This window comes from Paraburkholderia sp. SEWSISQ10-3 4 (genome assembly GCF_030464785.1).
Lineage (GTDB): Bacteria > Pseudomonadota > Gammaproteobacteria > Burkholderiales > Burkholderiaceae > Paraburkholderia > Paraburkholderia aspalathi.
Genome location: NZ_JALPRI010000002.1, coordinates 375,525 through 391,427, shown reverse-complemented (window position 1 = coordinate 391,427; position 15,903 = coordinate 375,525). Strand labels below are relative to the sequence as shown.

The following is a 15,903-nucleotide window of genomic DNA, read 5'->3' as shown; positions in this document are numbered from 1 at the left end:
CTGTGCAATGCGAGCCCCGCGGCGGTTGGCTCGCCATCCTGTTTAGCGCAGCCGTCGCCCGCTGCTGCTGTCGAACACCAGTACCTTGGCGGGGTTCGCTAGCAGCGCGATGGTCGTGCCGGCACGCACATCGGTACGGCCGGTCAGCATCACGCAACAGGGCTGGCCGGTGACCGTGCCGAACAGTTCAGTCGCTGCCCCGGTGGGCTCGACCACTTCGAGCGCGAACGGCATGCCGTCTGCGCCGGCAAGGCTCAGATGCTCGGGACGAACGCCGTACGTCACCTTCTGTCCATGCGTGGCATTGACGAGCGGCGCCGGCAACGCAAGCTCGCCGATGCGCACGCATGCACCATCCTCCTGCCGTTCGTAGGTACCCTCGAAGAAGTTCATTGCAGGCGAGCCGATGAATCCCGCTACGAAAAGATTGTCGGGATCGTCATATAACGCAAGCGGTGTACCGATCTGTTCGATCACGCCACCGTTGAGCACGACGATGCGGTCTGCCATCGTCATCGCCTCGATCTGGTCGTGAGTCACATAGACTGTCGTGGCACGCAAGCGCTGGTGCAGCGCCTTAATCTCCGCGCGCATCTGCACGCGGAGCCTCGCATCGAGATTCGAGAGCGGCTCGTCGAACAGGAACACCTTCGGGTCACGCACGATCGCACGGCCCATCGCCACACGCTGCCGCTGACCGCCCGACAGATGGCGGGGATGACGATCCAGCAGATCCTGCAGACCCAGCATCGTCGCGGCCTTCTGCGCCCGCGAGGCAATCTCCTGCGGATCGCGATTGCGCAGCTTGAGCGCGAACGTCAGGTTTTCGAGCACAGTCATGTGCGGATAGAGCGCGTAGTTCTGGAAAACCATCGCGATATCGCGATCGCGCGGCGGCCGCGTATTGACGACCTCGCCGTCTATCACGATGCGCCCGTGGCTGACGCTTTCGAGGCCCGCCAGCGCACGCAGCAGTGTGGATTTGCCACATCCGCTCGGCCCGACCAGTACGAGAAACTCCCCGTCCGGAACCTGCAGGTCGATCTGCTTCAACACCTCCTGTTCACCAAACGATTTCCTGACCTGCTCGAATGCTACGGCTGCCATCTGCCCTCCTTCCCGGGTTATTCAGTAACCGGCAGTTGAGCGCAGCTGACCACTCTCGCCGTACCCCTGAGGAAATTGTATATATGAAACTACGTTTTATTGATGAAAACTTAGTAGGTGTTTTCCCCGTCCGTCGAACGGGTCGTTTTACGCTCGTCCAACCTTCAGTCGCCCTACAATCCGTCTGGTTATCATGTGCGCCATTTCATCTGCGATTTCAGGAGGGAACTTGAACGCCAACGCACCGCGCTATTCGGCACCTGCACTGGAAAAGGGTCTGGACATCATCGAACTGCTGGCGGACCACGCGGAGGGTTTGTCTCTTGCGGAACTCGCAAAAGACCTCGGCCGCAGCACCGCCGAAATATTCCGGATGGTCGTAACGCTGGAGACGCGCGGCTACCTGTGCACCATCGGCGACCGGTATGTTCTATCGCTGCTGCTCTTTCAGCTGGCGCACCGGCATCAGCCCGTGCGCTCGCTAGTATCGAGCGCGCTACCGCTGATGACACAACTCGCCAAAGATGCCTGCCAGTCGTTTCATCTGTGCGTGTATCAGAAGGGACGCGTGCTGATCGTCGCCGGCGTCGAAAGTCCGGAGCGTTGGGGCTTTGCGTTGAAGGTCGGCACGTTGATAGGACTCACCGATACCGCGTCGGGACAGGTACTGCTCGCCTTTCAGGAAGAACCGCAACGCGTCGAGATGTTCGAACTGCACGTTCCGGTGGAAGGCGAACGGGCCATGGACCCGCAACAGCTTGCGAAGGACCTCGCGCAGATCCGCAAACACGGCAACGCACGTATGTCCAGCCGGCAGGTCAAGGGGGTGAAGAATCTGGCCTACCCTGTGTTCGGCCGGGACGGTCATGCCATTGCGGCACTGACTACCCCTTATATCGAGCGAATCGACGACGCCCCCGTGCCGTCGATGACCGAAGTCGGCGACATGATGGAACGGGCAGCGGAAACGCTCACTTCATTGATGGGCTTCAACGTCTATTGGGATTCGGCTTCACAGCCCACCCAGCGATCCGATCGTCGGTGAATCTGAAGATAACCGGCCAGTACTTTCGGCCGGCGAAGCACGGAACGCTCAGGCGAAGCACGTGCAGAGGCGTGTCAACTCGGGTTCACGCCAGACGCGCCATCTGCTATCTGATGGAGTCGTCCCGAACCCCTGCTGGCAGCGCCTGCGGCAAATACACGCGGCCGGCAAATGCACCGCCATGGTTATCGATCTCGATGATCAGACCGCTCTGCTCAACTCTCATGGAGTCGACACCGGCGTTTGCCCCTGTCAGTGCGGTGGCAAGTGCTAACCGATAATTCGGAAAGTAAGGTCCAAGAAGTACGTCGAGTGGCGCCATTTGGGGGCCGTTCCACGCCACCGCAAATACGGTTCCCGCTTGTGCGACATATTCTCTCGCGACAGCTCCCGTAGTGAAAGCCGTCTCATTGACTGAGAACGACATGCCAGGTGTATTTGCGTGTTTGCAAAACGTTTTAGTGTAATTTGAATTGCCAGGTTGCCATGTGGGTGCGCTACCGAGCTCCGCTTTGCATGACGAAGCGACTATCAGACCAATGAGACCAACGAAGACGTACGCTGTACGTGTCCCGGGTAAGATTGATCCTTTGAAGATCAACAATTCGGGAAGTTTCACCAACGACCCGGCGGGCACGTTAAATCGGGACTTGCGGGAAGGCGGCACGCTTCGCCAGAGCAATCTATCGTTGGCTGCCACTTTGCTCCTTCAGTCCGGTCGGAAGCGTGTTGAGAAATGAAACCTTGTTGCTGTTGAGCAAGGTAGGCATCCTGAATTTGTTCGGGAGTTCGCGAATGGCACTCGTATTCTTTGCTTTCATCAGAACGCTTCCCACGTTTCATTTTCCCTGGACGCTAACGTGGCCATGGTCGTGGCGGAAACTGTCACTGTACCGGGCAACTTCCCAGCTGCTTTCGGCGCCCCACGGGGCCGCGATACCCGCAACTCGGGAATGCGCGGCCTGCTTTCCGGGACGATTAATTGCGATTGGGAGGAAGCCGGATCGCTAAATCTGAACACCAACACCGCGCCCTGAAGAGTCTTTGCCTGCTCTTCGAGGGACTGCGCTGCAGCGGCCGCCTGCTCAACAAGCGCAGCGTTCTGTTGCGTGACCTCGTCCATCTGGACGACGGCCTGATTCACCTGTTCGATGCCGCGGCTTTGCTCTTCGGACGCCGCTGCGATTTCGCCGACAATATCGGAGACCTGCTTGATTGCCTGCTTGACCTGCCCCATCGTGGCACTGACTTCCGCTGCCTGCTTTGCGCCGTCCTGAATCGTTGTCACGGACGAACTGATCAGTTCCTTGATTTCCTTTGCCGCAGTGGCGGACCGTTGAGCCAGACTGCGAACCTCACTGGCAACCACAGCAAAGCCCCGACCCTGTTCGCCAGCACGTGCGGCTTCGACGGCCGCGTTCAGCGCGAGAATGTTCGTCTGGAACGCGATCCCTTCAATGACACCGGTGATTTCCGAAATCTTGCTGGAGCTGCTGCTGATCTGGCCGATGGTGCCGACCATGGCCTGAACCGAGTCATTACCCGTATCGGCGATGTCTGTGGCACTCGTGGCCAGTGCGTTCGCCTGCCGGGCGTTGTCGGCGTTCTGCTTTACCGTTTCGGTCAGCTGCGTCATGCTCGCCGCGGTCTCTTCAAGCGACGCGGCCTGCTCCTCTGTGCGGGCCGAGAGGTCCGTATTACCGCTTGCAATTTCGCGCGATGCCACTGCGACCGACTCGGTGGAAACCTTGATCCCGCGAACCGTCTGACTCAGTTGCTGGTCCATTTTCTTCAGTGCCTCGAGAAGCTGACCAAACTCGCCGCCTGAGTCGACCACCACGTGATTTTCCAACTTTCCGCTCGTGATATGGTTGGCCAGATCAACGGCCTTGTTGAGCGGCTTCGAGATCGAACGTAGCAGGTATACAGACATGCCAACAGCAACCAGCATGCCGCCGCAGAGAAGGACAAATGCATTCCGAAGGGTTGCCCTGAACGTCGCATCACTGTCCTCGACAGACTGTCTGGCCTGATCCAGATTGAGAGCGGCGTCCTCGTCTATCGCGTCGTTCATTGACTTACTTACCGAGAGGATTTCGTCGATTACGACAGCGGCTCGGTCGAAATTGCCTGCGCTACCGGCAGCCACAGCTTCCTTGCTTAACGCCGTGAACTCGGGCAAGGAGCTTTGGATGCGCTTTGCGATTTCACGCTCTTTGTCGCTGGAAACACTGGCTGGGTAGTAGTGGTTCCACGACTTGTTGAGTCGTTCAAATTGCAGGGCAATGCCTGCAGCGTATTCCGTCGTTTTCGCTGGATCGTGGGCCACCTGCATGCGCCTTAGCAGAAGACGCACATTAAGCTGGGCTGCGCGAACTTCGGATAGATCTGCAATGGGAACCGTGTTTTCAGCATACCCGTCGGCGATGTTCGAATTGAGCCTGGAAAGCTCCCACGCGTCAAACGATCCGAGCGCGACCATGAGAAGCACGCATACGCCAAAAGCGAGAATGATCTTGAACCTGACCGTTTTTATAAGGTTGCTCATGTTGCGTCCATCTAGGAAGTGGTGTTCGGGTTCAGACTCTGCGAGATTAATGAACGTGCTTGCTTATCCATAGTAACCATATGCGTATCGCGTACTCTGCTTTGGTATGCGGGGTAAGAGAACGGTAGGGATATCCTTACTTTCATGTAGTCGTATCCCGTTCGCATGCATTGCGTCAACCCGTGGCGACACAAGGCTCTGCCTGACCCTTCGGTTTGTCGGCACAGCAACGCGCTCGCAACGGCGACGTTCGGGCCGCTGGGCTATGAAGGGGACGCAGGCCTCAAAAGCTGCAAGGACCTCGCGCGTTACTACGACTAGCTCGACGGCAAAATCTATGGGATCGAATCGGGTAGCAGCGCGAACAACGGACTGCGAAGCGCCCGGCGATGCACGGTTGATTGATCGACCGTGATGCCTCGCTCAGCCGTCATCTCTTCCAGGAGGGTATCGGACAAGGCCGTCCGAGGAGGAAATGTCGATACCGTCATTGATACCGACATTTCCATCTGACATTGCCCGGATCGCTGCAGATCGCACCGGACAATAAACCCCATGTTTTGTTAAAGGAAAAACAGGGAAAACCGGCGCTCCCGGAGAGACCCGGGAGCACCTTAAATCACGCCTCGCAACCCTAACTGGCTGTAGCCGTCACATTGGCCCGCGCCTTATGCAGTTTTTTGTAGCTGTCGATCAAACGATGGTGCCTATCGAGACCCTCCAGTTTCATACTCGTCGGCGTCAATCCATAGAAGCGCACGCTGCCGTCCACTGAGCCCATTACCGCGTCCATCCGAGCGTTGCCAAACATCCGACGGAAGTTGACCGCGTAGTCGTCCAGTTCCAGGTCGTCATCGAGCAGCACCTCCAGCACCACATTCAACGCCTGGTAAAACAATCCGCGCTCGACCGTGTTGTCGTTGTACTGCAGGAAAGCGCCCACCAGTTCTTGCGCTTCCTCAAATTGTTGCAAGGCGAGATGAATCAGCAGCTTCAACTCGAGAACTGTTAGCTGCCCCCAGTCCGTATTCTCGTCAAATTCGATGCCGATCAAAGTGGCAATATCGGCGTGCTCGTCCAGCTCGCTGTTCTCCAACCGTTCAAGCAGTGCTGCCAGGCCGGCATCGTCCAGGCGATGCACGTTCAGAATATCGGCGCGGAACAACAGGGCCTTGTTTGTGTTATCCCAGATCAAATCCTCTACCGGGTAAACTTCCGAATAATCGGGCACCAGAATCCGGCAGGCAACAGCACCCAGCTGGTCGTACACCGCCATATAAGATTCTTTGCCCATGTCTTCGAGAATGCCGAACAAGGTTGCTGCTTCGTCGGCGTTGGAGTTTGCACCCTGACCAGAAAAATCCCACTCGACAAACTCGAAATCCGCTTTGGCGCTGAAAAAGCGCCACGACACTATGCCGCTGGAATCAATGAAGTGCTCAACGAAGTTATTGGGTTCAGTCACGGCGTTACTGACAAAGGTGGGCTGAGGTAAATCGTTCAGGCCTTCAAAGCTACGCCCCTGCAGCAATTCCGTCAGACTCCGTTCCAGCGCCACCTCGAAGCTTGGGTGCGCGCCGAACGAGGCAAAGACACCGCCTGTGCGCGGGTTCATCAAGGTGACGCACATCACCGGGTAGGTCCCACCCAGCGACGCATCCTTTACCAGCACCGGAAAGCCCTGCTCTTCCAATCCCTGAATCCCGGCCAGAATGCCAGGGTATTTCGCCAGCACTTCGTGCGGCACATCAGGCAAGGCAATTTCACCTTCCAGAATTTCGCGCTTCACCGCTCGCTCGAAAATTTCGGACAGACATTGCACCTGCGCTTCGGCCAGCGTATTACCGGCACTCATGCCATTGCTGACGTACAGGTTTTCGATCAGGTTGGACGGAAAGTACACCACTTCGCCGTCCGACTGCCGCACGAACGGCAGCGAACAGATGCCGCGCTCCACATTGCCGGAGTTGGTGTCGATCAGATGCGAGCCACGCAACTCCCCATCCGGGTTGTAAATCTCCAGGCAGTACGCATCCAGAATCTCAGCCGGCAGCGCATCCTTACGGCCGGGCTTGAACCACCGCTCGTTCGGGTAATGCACAAACTCCGCGTTGGCGATGTCTTCGCCCCAAAACGCCCCGCCATAGAAATGGTTGCAATTCAGGCGCTCGATAAACTCTCCCAACGCGGACGCCAACGCGCTTTCTTTGGTCGCTCCCTTGCCGTTGGTAAAACACATCGGCGAGTGTGCATCGCGGATATGCAGCGACCACACATTGGGAACGATGTTGCGCCACGAAGCGATTTCAATCTTCATGCCCAAGCCTGCCAGAATGCCCGACATATTGGCGATGGTTTGCTCCAACGGCAGATCCTTGCCCGCAATATAGGTGCTGGCGTCGGAAGCCGGAGTCAAGGTCAGCAAGGCCTGTGCATCGGCATCCAGGTTCTCTACCTCTTCAATGACAAACTCAGGTCCGGCTTGCACCACTTTTTTGACCGTACAACGGTCGATAGAACGCAAAATGCCCTGGCGGTCTTTGTCGGAGATGTCCGCCGGCAACTCAACCTGAATCTTGAAAATCTGCTGATACCGGTTTTCCGGATCAACAATATTGTTCTGCGACAGACGGATATTTTCGGTAGGAATATTGCGAGTTACGCAGTACAACTTCACAAAGTAAGCCGCACACAAAGCCGATGAGGCCAGAAAATAATCGAAGGGACCAGGCGCCGAGCCATCGCCCTTATAACGGATAGGCTGGTCGGCCACGACTGTGAAGTCATCGAACTTGGCTTCAAGACGTAGCTTGTCGAGAAAGTTGACTTTAATTTCCATGGGGAAATTCCAAAAATGGTACTCAGAACAAAATATAAAGCCCTGTAAAAAACAGGGCTTTAATAGTCAGTCAATTAGCGAATGATGTTTCCTGGCGGGAATTCTATTCCCACTCGATCGTTGCCGGCGGCTTCCCCGAGATGTCATAGACAACCCGGTTAATCCCGCGCACTTCATTGATGATGCGGTTCGACACATGCCCCAGCAACTCGTGCGGCAGATGCGCCCAATGCGCGGTCATGAAGTCCAGCGTCTGCACAGCACGCAGCGCAACCACATATTCGTAGGTGCGGCCATCGCCCATCACGCCGACGCTCTTCACCGGCAGGAACACCGCAAAAGCCTGGCTCGTCAGGTCGTACCATGACTTGCCGGTTTCCTTGTCGATAAAGGTACGCAGCGTCTCGATGAAAATCGCGTCCGCGCGACGCAGCAGATCGGCGAAATCGCGGCGCACTTCGCCGAGAATCCGCACGCCCAGACCCGGGCCCGGGAACGGGTGGCGATACACCATTGCCGGCGGCAAGCCGAGCTTCACGCCGAGTTCGCGCACTTCGTCCTTGAACAGTTCACGCAGCGGCTCGAGCAGCTTCAGATTCAGCGTCTCCGGCAGGCCGCCCACATTGTGGTGGCTCTTGATGGTCTGCGTGGCCTTCTTGCCCTTGCCGGCCGATTCGATCACGTCCGGATAGATCGTGCCTTGGGCGAGCCACTTCGCGTCGGTCAGCTTGTTGGCTTCGGTCTGGAACACCTCGACGAACTCCGCGCCGATGATTTTGCGCTTCGCTTCCGGATCGGTGACGCCGGCCAGCTTCGACAGGAACACTTCGCTCGCGTCGACGTGGATCACCTTGACGCCGAGGTTCTCAGCGAACGTTGCCATCACCTGCTCGGCTTCGTTCAAACGCAGGAGACCGTGATCGACGAACACGCAGGTCAGCTGATCGCCGATCGCGCGATGCAGCAGCGCCGCAGCCACCGACGAATCCACGCCACCTGACAAGCCCAGAATCACGTGCTCATTACCGACCTGCTCGCGAATCTTCGCGACGGCTTCGTCGATGTAATGGCCCATTTCCCAGTCGGGATTCGCGCCGCAAATCTGCAGCACGAAACGTTCGAGCATCGCGCGGCCTTGCACCGTGTGCGTCACTTCCGGGTGCCATTGCAGGCCGTAGAAATGGCGCGCTTCGTCGGCCATTGCCGCGATCGGGCACGAGTCCGTCGAGGCCATCAGCTGGAAGCCCGGCGGCATTTCGAGGACCTTGTCGCCGTGGCTCATCCACACCTTCAGCATGCCGTGACCTTCCGGCGTGGTGAAGTCGCTGATTCCTTCGAGCAGGCTCGTATGGTTGCGTGCGCGCACTTCGGCGTAGCCGAACTCACGCAGGTGGCCGATATCGACCTTGCCGCCGAGCTGCTCGGCCATCGCCTGCATGCCGTAGCAGATGCCCAGCACGGGCACGCCGAGTTCGAACACCGCTTGCGGCACGCGCGGCGTATCCGTTTCGGTGACCGAGCTCGGGCCGCCGGAGAGGATCACGCCCTTCGGCGCGAAATCGCGAATGAACGACGCATCGACGTCGTACGGATGAATTTCCGAATACACGTTGGCTTCGCGAACGCGACGTGCAATCAGTTGAGTGACTTGCGAACCGAAGTCGAGGATCAGGATCTTGTCATGCATGGCAGCGGACGGAGTCAAAAGTGAACGGATACGGGATACCGCGCAAGAAGCGCGGCGTTGAATTCAAAGCTGTCCACGTGGGGACGATCGAGCATGAAGCGTGGCGGTGAAGCGCGCTGGACCATTCGGCACCGCAGGCACTTGCCTGCGGCGCGCGCGAACGGAATCCGGTTGCTTCGGCAGGCGTTCTGGCGCTTGGCGCGTCAGCCATGAAACGGCGGCCGGGGCGCACCAGGTGCGTCGGCAGCGGCGTTACGGGCATCGTCGCGCGCAGCTGCAGCATCGGCGCGTGCGGCGCGTTCAGAGGCCGTCAGACCCGGTTCGTCGACCGCCGGGTAGACCGGCGCAGCCGAAACTGGACTGACGGGCCGTGTGACCGGCACAACGGGCTCGACGACCGGCTCCGCGCGATAGACCGGCTCCGCCGTTACGCGACCGGCGTCGCGCCTGTTGGCAGCGTCTTTGGCGGCATCTTTCGCGGCCTGCTTTTCGGCGCGTTCAGCGGCTGCGGCCTCAACCAGCCGCACCCTCTCACGCCGCCGCACCGCGCCGGACAGGCGCACACCACCGAGGCCAACCACCAGCAGCACCACACCGGTCAGCACCGCGATGATCTGCCCGAAGCCGGTCAGCGCCGGCGTATGCAGCCCGAGCAGCCAGACCAGCATCAGCACGCCGGTCAACCAGTTCACATGGCCGACGACCTTGGCGACTGTCGACGTGAGCGAACCGTCGATCGACGCGTGCAAAGCAAGCCACGCGAGCCCGATCAGCGCCACGCCAAACCCCTGGCCGACCAGAGCCGGCTGGGTTTGCACCAAGAGCAGCGCGTTGTACAACGAAGTCCAGGGCGTCAGCAGAAACAGCAGGCCGAACGCAAGCAGCAACAGTGCATCGAGGATGAGTACAGCGCGCAGCAATGGCTTCATTGGCGTTTAGTCCACGTGGTAGTTGGGCGCTTCCTTAGTGATCTGCACGTCATGCACGTGCGACTCGCGCAAGCCCGCGCCCGTGATCTGCACGAACTCGGCCTTGTCGTTCATCTCCGCGATCGTGCGGCAACCGCAGTAGCCCATGCTGGCGCGCACGCCGCCGATCAGCTGGAACAGGATCGCGTTGACCGAGCCCTTGTAGGCGACGCGGCCTTCGATACCTTCCGGCACCAGCTTGTCGATGTTCGCGGAGTTGTCCTGGAAGTAGCGGTCTGCCGCGCCGTCTTTCATCGCACCGACCGAACCCATGCCACGGTATGACTTGTACTGACGGCCCTGGAACAGGAACACGTCGCCCGGCGCTTCTTCGGTGCCGGCGAACATGCTGCCCATCATCACGGAATTCGCACCGGCGGCCAGCGCCTTGCTGACGTCGCCCGAGAAACGCACGCCGCCGTCGGCGATGACCGGCACGCCCGTGCCCTTCAGCGCTTCCGACACGTTCGAGATCGCGGTGACCTGCGGCACGCCCACACCGGCGACGATACGCGTCGTGCAGATCGAGCCCGGGCCGATACCGACCTTCACGCCGTCTGCGCCGTATTCGACGAGCGCCTTGGCTGCCGCAGCAGTAGCGATGTTGCCGCCGATCACTTCGACATGCGGGAATTTCTGTTTGACCCACTTGACGCGCTCGAGCACGCCTTTGCTGTGGCCGTGCGCAGTGTCGACGACGATCACGTCCACGCCGGCCTGCACCAGCAGCTCGACACGCTCTTCGTTGTCTTCACCCACACCGACCGCCGCGCCTGCGCGCAGCTTGCCGTGTTCGTCTTTACACGCGTCCGGGTGTTCGGTTTGCTTGGTGATGTCTTTTACCGTCATCAGGCCGCGCAGTTCGAATGCGTCGTTGATGACCAGCACGCGCTCGAGGCGGTGGCTATGCATCAGCGCCTTGGCTTCGGCGAGCGGCGTGCCTTCCTTGACGGTGACGAGGCGCTCGCGCGGCGTCATGATGTTGCGCACCGGCTCGTCCAGACGCTCTTCGAAGCGCAAGTCACGGTTCGTGACGATACCGATCAGTTGCGAGCCTTCGACGACCGGGAAACCCGAAATGCCATGCTGGCGGGACAGCGCAATGACGTCGCGCACCTTCATTTGCGGCGGCACGGTGATCGGATCACGCACGACGCCCGATTCGAAGCGCTTGACCTTGGCAACTTCACGCGCCTGTTCGGCCGGCGTGAGATTCTTGTGGATGATGCCCACGCCACCCATTTGCGCCATCGCGATCGCGAGACGGGCTTCGGTGACGGTGTCCATGGCGGCGGACACAAGCGGCATATTCAGGGAGATGTTGCGGGTCAGCCGGGTCTTGAGGCTGGTGTCGCGCGGCAGAACATCAGAGAAAGCCGGGACGAGGAGCACGTCATCGAACGTGAGTGCTGTTTGGATCAGACGCATGGCAAATCCTATAGGCGCAAAAGCGAATTATACGCGATACCTCCCTGGTTTTCACTGCACTAACAGCAGCTTAGCGAATTTCAGGGGATTTTTTTCGTGACTTTGTACCCTTCGATTTCGCTTCTGCGTTCGCCTCGAGTTCGATCCGGTTTCGTTTGCGCGTTCGGGCGCATGGACGCCCCACCCGGTTCGGGAATGGGTATTTCGGGGGCTTGAGCGGCGCCGGGCCATCGCGTTGAAGTTAAAAAGCGCCTGAACACGCCGGATAAAACCGCCGAAATGCAGAATCAAACAAGACGCCCTAGCCGTCGAACGGCTATTCTGCCGACCATTCCAGTTTTTCTTGCAGGGGCAGTCGATGCAGCGCGGTGTGGCATATGGAGTAATGGCCGGGGCCTTATGGGGCATGGTGTTTCTGGTGCCGCGCGTGCTGCCCGATTTCTCGCCGCTGCTGCTGAGCGCCGGCCGCTACACGATGTACGGCATCGTCTCGCTGGCCGCCGCGCTGCCGATGGGGCGCTCGCTCGTCAAACGACTGACCCGCGAGGATCTCGGCGCACTGGTCAAACTGGCGCTGGCCGGCAATCTGCTCTACTACCTGCTGCTGACCGCCGCGGTCCATATGATCGGCATCGCGCCGGCATCGCTGATCGTCGGCGTGCTGCCGGTCACGGTGACGCTGCTCGGCCGGCGCGATCACGGCGCCGTGCCGCTCGCCCGCCTCGTATGGCCGCTTGCGCTGGTGGTGGCAGGCATCGCCTGCATCAACATTGACGTCTTCACGGTAGCGGACAGCACGCCCGTCAGTATCGCGACGAAGCTCCTCGGCCTTGCCTGTGCGGTCGGCGCGCTCGCCTGCTGGACCTGGTTCGCGGTCGAAAACGCCCGGTATCTGCACCGTCAGAAGCATTTCAGCGGCAACGAGTGGTCGGTACTGTGGGGTGTAGTGACCGGCGCGCTCGGCGCGGGATTGTGGCTGGTGGTCGCCGTCATGCCGTCCGAGAACCTGCAAGGGCCGCTCGGCGACGCGCGCTGGCACGCCTTCTGGATGCTGAATCTGGGCCTCGCCGTCGGCGCGTCGTGGCTCGGCAATGGGCTGTGGAATGCCGCGTCGAAACGGCTGCCGCTCACGCTGTCCGGCCAGATGATCGTGTTCGAGACGCTTTTCGCGCTGCTCTACGCGTTTATCTACGACCAGCGCCTGCCGCGCCCGCTGGAAACGGCGGCGATCCTGCTGCTGGTGGCGGGGGTGTGCTGGTCGGTGCGCCAGCATGCGGACGACGATACGTCAGGGGTGGCGTCGCTTGAGGAGAAGGCGCAGCCTTCGGTGCATTGAGACGATTGAGAACGAGGCGCCGCCTCGCCGCAGCCACGGGACGGGCCTAGCGCGAATCCTTATTCAGCCAGCGACGCCCTTCGATCGAGCCCGCCTTTCGGGTCTTCTCGACGCGCCGTTGGCGCGACAGCTTCGGATCCACCAGCAACGGCCGGTAAATCTCGACACGATCATGGTCGGCAAGCACCGTATCCAATGGCTTGAGCTTGCCGAACACGCCGACCTTCTGCGTGCCCAGATCGATCTGCGGATAACGCTGCAAGATACCGCTCGCGTCTATCGCCTGCTGCAGCGTGGCGCCTTCCGGCAAGTCCACGGCAATCAGCGCCTGCTCATTGGCAAGCGCGTAGCAGACTTCAATCGACAAGCGCGCGCTCATGCCTTACCGTAGCGCTGATCGGCGCGCTTCACGAACGATTCGACGAAGGTGTTGGCAATGTGGCTGAACACCGGCCCGATGATCTTCTCGAGAATGATATTGGTGAATTCGTAGTGCAACGCGAATTCGATCTTGCAGGCGTCGGCCCGCAGCGGCGTGAAGCGCCAGAAGCCGGTGAATTTGCGAAACGGGCCGTCCGCGAACTCCATATCGATGCGCGTGGGCCGCTCCATGCTGTTGCGCGTGGCGAAATGCTGCTTGATGCCCTTGAAGTTGATATCGATCTTCGCCTCCATGCCGGTTTCGTCCTGGCGGCGGATTTCGACTCCCCCGCACCAAGGCAGGAAGTTGGGGTAATCGGCGACGTCGGTGACGAGGTCGAACATCTGTTCCGCCGAATGGCGGATCAACACGGTTTTCTGGACATCTGCCATAAATTGAACAGCGCGTGGCAAGGGTGGACAAGCGCCGCGGGCTTTCCTTGCCCCGCTTTGCTAAAATCGTGATTTTAAACGAGTTGGGCACTTTCCATTCATGAGCATCATTGACAACAGAAAAGCCTTCTACGACTACTCGGTCGAAGAACGCTACGAAGCGGGGCTCGTGCTCGAAGGATGGGAGGTCAAAGCCTTGCGCGCCGGCCGTGGCCAGATCAAGGAAGGCTACGTGGTCATCAAGAATAACGAACTGTTCCTGATCGGCACGCACATCAGCCCGCTGCCCGAAGCCTCGACCCACATCAATCCGGACCCGGTGCGCACGCGCAAGCTGCTGCTGCACGCCGAGGAAATCAGCAAACTGATCGGCAAGGTCGAGCAGCGTGGTTATACGCTCGTGCCGTTGAACTTTCACTACAAGGGCGGTCGCGTCAAATGCGAGATCGGCCTCGCCAAGGGTAAGAAGCAGCACGACAAGCGCGAAACCGAGAAGAAGCGCGACTGGGAACGCGAGAAGGCGCGCCTGATGCGCTCGCCGTCGTAAAACTGCGATTCAACGAAAAATGGCCCGCAAATTTGCGGGCCATTTTCATTCGGCAAGGAAGAGCGTCAACCAGCGCGCTTAGGCCGCGCCCTTCCCTTTGTTCACAATGGTCAGCGCCGACGCGATCATCGAACTCATATCCGCCAGGTTGCCCGGCACGATCAAGGTGGTGCCCTGCTTCGCCAGGTTACCGAATGCATTCACATATTGCTCGGCCACCTTGAGGTTCACCGCTTCCATCCCGCCGTTCGACTGGATGGCCGCAGCGATCTTCTGAATCGCCTGTGAGTTAGCCTCGGCCACCGCCAGAATCGCCGCAGCCTGACCCTGCGCCTGGTTGATCGCCGCCTGCCGCTCGCCTTCGGACTTCTGGATCGACGCCTCACGCCCGCCCGAGGCAATATTGATCTGTTCCTGCTTACGCCCTTCGGATGCCGCGATCAGCGCGCGCTTTTCGCGCTCGGCGGTGATCTGCGCCTGCATGGCGTGAAGAATTTCCTTGGGCGGCGTCAGGTCCTTGATCTCGTAGCGCAGCACCTTGACACCCCAGTTCGACGCCGCTTCATCGAGCGACGACACGATGCTGTGGTTGATGAAGTCGCGCTCTTCAAACGTCTTGTCGAGTTCGAGTTTGCCGATCACGGAGCGCAGCGTGGTCTGCGACAACTGTGTAATCGCGAACACGAAGTTGCTCGAACCGTACGACGCCTTCATGGGATCGGTGACCTGGAAATACAGCACGCCATCCACCTGCAATTGCGTGTTGTCGCGCGTAATACACACCTGGCTCGGCACTTCGAGCGGGATTTCCTTGAGGATGTGCTTGTACGCAATCCGGTCGACGAACGGAAACGCGAAGCTCAGGCCCGGCGTCAGCGTGCGGTGATAGCGGCCGAGCCGCTCCAGCACCCACGCATGCTGCTGCGGCACGATCTTGAGCGTCTGCGCCGCCAGCACGATCACGATAAGCAGAAGCACCGCCCCGACAATGGTTGAATCCATGACTGACCTCCGGTCCGTAGTTCGAATAGTTATGCATGGCGCTGTGCGCGCATTGGCGCGCGCTCAGGCCGCGGTTGCTCTTGCTTTCGCCTGCCGGCTGGCCACGACGACAAGGCAACTGCCACGCATCTCGGCGATTTCATAGAGCTGAGCATCTTCGGGCTCGCCCGCGGCCAGTTCGACGTCCCATGCAGCCCCGCGGTAATTGACGCGCGCCCGGCGCTCGTGCCACGCCGGCACGTTCAACGTCTGGCCGATGTCCAGATTGACGTCCGGGTTCTTCGACGCCTCCTTACGCGTCCTGCGGCCAAAGCGCGAACGCCGCAGCACCAGGACCGCCGCCAGCGCCACCACAGCCGCAACCGCGAACTGCACATCGGCAGCGGCGCCCGCCATATGCGCAATGGCGGCCGCTACACAACCCAACGCGATCATCAGCAAATAGAAAGTGCCGCTGATCAATTCCAGCACGATCAGCACACCTGCCCCGATCCACCAGAACAATCCACCTGGCGCCATGTTGATCTCCACAAAGCAAAACACCCCGGATCTACCGGGGTGTTTATAGCACGAAGCAGGTGCA

14 protein-coding genes are annotated in these 15,903 nt (G+C 59.7%); 3 read left to right on the top strand and 11 right to left on the bottom strand.

Annotation, left to right across the window (positions count from 1 at the left end):
- Positions 1-42: 42 nt before the first annotated feature.
- A complete protein-coding gene (locus tag M0D68_RS07530; RefSeq protein WP_266224100.1) occupies positions 43-1,107 on the bottom strand; it encodes an ABC transporter ATP-binding protein in 1,065 nt (354 codons plus the stop codon).
- Positions 1,108-1,336: 229 nt separating this feature from the next.
- On the opposite strand from M0D68_RS07530, the gene M0D68_RS07525 reads away from it, so the two are divergent.
- Positions 1,337-2,152 (top strand): IclR family transcriptional regulator, encoded by an 816-nt coding sequence (locus M0D68_RS07525; RefSeq protein WP_244869694.1) that lies wholly within the window; start codon positions 1,337-1,339, stop codon positions 2,150-2,152.
- Positions 2,153-2,258: 106 nt separating this feature from the next.
- On the opposite strand, the gene M0D68_RS36600 is transcribed toward M0D68_RS07525, so the two are convergent.
- The 6 genes from M0D68_RS36600 to guaB all read right to left on the bottom strand — a co-directional run bounded on the left by M0D68_RS36600 (position 2,259) and on the right by guaB (position 11,622).
- Complete coding sequence (locus M0D68_RS36600; protein WP_244862860.1) at positions 2,259-2,771, bottom strand: DUF2844 domain-containing protein; 513 nt, start codon at positions 2,769-2,771, stop codon at positions 2,259-2,261.
- 201 nt (positions 2,772-2,972) lie between these two features.
- On the bottom strand, positions 2,973-4,700 hold the full coding sequence (locus M0D68_RS07520) for a methyl-accepting chemotaxis protein (protein ID WP_266224099.1): 1,728 nt from the start codon (positions 4,698-4,700) through the stop codon (positions 2,973-2,975).
- Positions 4,701-5,334: 634 nt separating this feature from the next.
- A complete protein-coding gene (locus tag M0D68_RS07515; protein ID WP_093633318.1) occupies positions 5,335-7,539 on the bottom strand; it encodes an OsmC domain/YcaO domain-containing protein in 2,205 nt (734 codons plus the stop codon).
- A gap of 103 nt (positions 7,540-7,642) precedes the next feature.
- Complete coding sequence (guaA, locus tag M0D68_RS07510; protein WP_093633319.1) at positions 7,643-9,226, bottom strand: glutamine-hydrolyzing GMP synthase; 1,584 nt, start codon at positions 9,224-9,226, stop codon at positions 7,643-7,645.
- 203 nt (positions 9,227-9,429) lie between these two features.
- Entirely contained in the window at positions 9,430-10,155 is a 726-nt protein-coding gene (locus M0D68_RS07505) for a hypothetical protein (protein ID WP_200617971.1), read from the bottom strand.
- Positions 10,156-10,161: 6 nt separating this feature from the next.
- On the bottom strand, positions 10,162-11,622 hold the full coding sequence (gene guaB / locus M0D68_RS07500; RefSeq protein ID WP_054035195.1) for an IMP dehydrogenase: 1,461 nt from the start codon (positions 11,620-11,622) through the stop codon (positions 10,162-10,164).
- A gap of 358 nt (positions 11,623-11,980) precedes the next feature.
- Between guaB and M0D68_RS07495 the strand changes: the two genes are divergently transcribed.
- A complete protein-coding gene (locus M0D68_RS07495) occupies positions 11,981-12,958 on the top strand; it encodes a DMT family transporter (protein WP_266224098.1) in 978 nt (325 codons plus the stop codon).
- A 46-nt stretch (positions 12,959-13,004) separates the two neighbouring features.
- Here M0D68_RS07495 and M0D68_RS07490 read toward each other — a convergent pair whose 3' ends face one another.
- Positions 13,005-13,337: an RnfH family protein gene (locus M0D68_RS07490; protein WP_200617969.1), complete on the bottom strand. Its 333-nt coding sequence runs from the start codon at positions 13,335-13,337 to the stop codon at positions 13,005-13,007.
- Entirely contained in the window at positions 13,334-13,771 is a 438-nt protein-coding gene (locus M0D68_RS07485) for a type II toxin-antitoxin system RatA family toxin (RefSeq protein WP_028199353.1), read from the bottom strand. Before M0D68_RS07485 ends, M0D68_RS07490 begins: the two co-directional genes overlap by 4 nt.
- Positions 13,772-13,871: 100 nt before the next feature.
- On the opposite strand from M0D68_RS07485, the gene smpB reads away from it, so the two are divergent.
- Entirely contained in the window at positions 13,872-14,318 is a 447-nt protein-coding gene (gene smpB / locus M0D68_RS07480; RefSeq protein ID WP_054035193.1) for an SsrA-binding protein SmpB, read from the top strand.
- A gap of 78 nt (positions 14,319-14,396) precedes the next feature.
- Here smpB and M0D68_RS07475 read toward each other — a convergent pair whose 3' ends face one another.
- Both M0D68_RS07475 and M0D68_RS07470 read right to left on the bottom strand, forming a co-directional pair.
- The gene (locus tag M0D68_RS07475) at positions 14,397-15,320 is read right to left on the bottom strand and encodes an SPFH domain-containing protein (protein ID WP_093633322.1); all 924 of its coding nucleotides are present in this window, start codon (positions 15,318-15,320) and stop codon (positions 14,397-14,399) included.
- A gap of 63 nt (positions 15,321-15,383) precedes the next feature.
- Positions 15,384-15,839, bottom strand: coding sequence for an NfeD family protein (locus tag M0D68_RS07470; protein ID WP_200574086.1), 456 nt, complete (start codon positions 15,837-15,839; stop codon positions 15,384-15,386).
- Between the last annotated feature and the right edge of the window lie 64 nt (positions 15,840-15,903).